This is a genomic window from Segeticoccus rhizosphaerae (assembly GCF_009192725.1).
Lineage (GTDB): Bacteria > Actinomycetota > Actinomycetes > Actinomycetales > Dermatophilaceae > Segeticoccus > Segeticoccus rhizosphaerae.
Genome location: NZ_VOHR01000546.1, coordinates 1 through 1,452, shown reverse-complemented (window position 1 = coordinate 1,452; position 1,452 = coordinate 1). Strand labels below are relative to the sequence as shown.

Here is a 1,452-nt window from a genome sequence, read left to right as displayed (position 1 = left end):
GCGGTGTTCCGTGACGGTATGGGCCACGGCAGGCCAGTCTACGGGGCGACCCCGCCTGGCCCGGGTCACATGGCGCGCGTCGGCGGCAAGACCACGGTCGGGCACTCGAACCAGCGGACGCGGGAGGAGTCGGGCCGGGTCTCCTCGAGCACGAGACGGGAACCGGCGTGCAGGAGCACTCGCACCGAGGCGGGGTTCTCGCCCTCGACGTCGGCCGTCACCACCGGAAGCCCGAAGTCGCGAGCGGCGATGTCGAGCACGGCTGCAAACGCCGCCCTGGCGACCCCCTGCCCTCGCCGCGAGGGGCGGACGTTACAGGCGACGTGCCCGTGGTGGCTGCGGTAGGGCGCCTCGAGCCACGGGCGAAACCGCAACTCGCCCAGCACCTCTCCGTCGGAGGCCACGATCATGTAGCTGATCTGCCGGAAGACTCCGTCCGGCCCCGACGGGGAGTCTCCCTCGAGAGCGACATCGCCCAAGAAGGCGTCGAAGTCGCGCAGCGCCAGCTCGCCGTCATTGAACGGGTAGGCGCCGGCGAGCTCCTGCCACTCCCGGACCATCGCCTGGTAGCCGGCCCGGTGTGCGGGACCGAGCTGCTCCAACCGCACAGGCTTCACACCTGGTGATCCTGCCGCGCAAACCGCCTGTCGGGCAAGAGGTTCAGGGACGGAGGCCGACACCACCGGCCGTGCTTTCCGCACCAGAGCAAGAGTCGTGAGGACCGGCGGACCGGCGGTCAGGTCCCCTTCGGGTGCCAGACGGTCTTGGTCTCGAGGAAGGCCCGCAGACGGGTGAGGTCCGGCGTGGCATCCCAGTCGGGTTCGACCGCCTCGGGGCCATCCCCCGCCGGGCGCAACACGCGCGTCACGGTGTCCGCGGCGGCGCGCTCGAGGTCGCCCCACTCGACGTCGGCGGCCCCTGCTGCCCCGGTCAGGTCGATGGCGTTGACGTCGGCGTGCGAGGCGAGCCACGGTGCGATCTCGGCCGTCCGACCGGTGAGCACGTTGATGACCCCGCCGGGCACGTCGGAGGTCGCAAGGACCTCGGTCAGGGTGACGGCCGGCAGAGGCCGCTCCTCGCTGGCCACCACGACCGCGGTGTTCCCGGAGACGACAATCGGTGCGAGCACGGAGACCAGTCCCAGCAGCGACGACCGTTGCGGGGCGAGCGCGGCCACGACCCCGGTGGGTTCGGGGGCAGAGATGTCGAAGTAGGGCCCGGCGACCGGGTTGAGCCCACCGAGGACCTGGGCGATCTTGTCGGACCACCCGGCATACCAGACCCACCGGTCGATCGACGCGTCGACGACCGACTCGGCCTGGCGGGCGGTGAGCCCCTCGGCGGCGCGCACCTCGGTCGCGAACTGGTCGCGGCGCCCCTCCATCAGCTCGGCGACGCGGTAGAGCACCTGACCCCGGTTGTACGCCGTGGCGCCCGCCCAGCCGGCGACGG

Annotated in this window: 2 protein-coding genes; both read right to left on the bottom strand. The window is 72.1% G+C overall.

Annotation, left to right across the window (positions count from 1 at the left end):
- Window positions 1-65: 65 nt before the first annotated feature.
- Window positions 66-617, bottom strand: coding sequence for a GNAT family N-acetyltransferase (locus FRW57_RS21515; RefSeq protein WP_152187028.1), 552 nt, complete (start codon window positions 615-617; stop codon window positions 66-68).
- 119 nt (window positions 618-736) lie between these two features.
- A partial coding sequence (locus FRW57_RS21510) for an aldehyde dehydrogenase family protein (protein WP_152187027.1) occupies window positions 737-1,452 on the bottom strand: 716 nt, incomplete at its 5' end.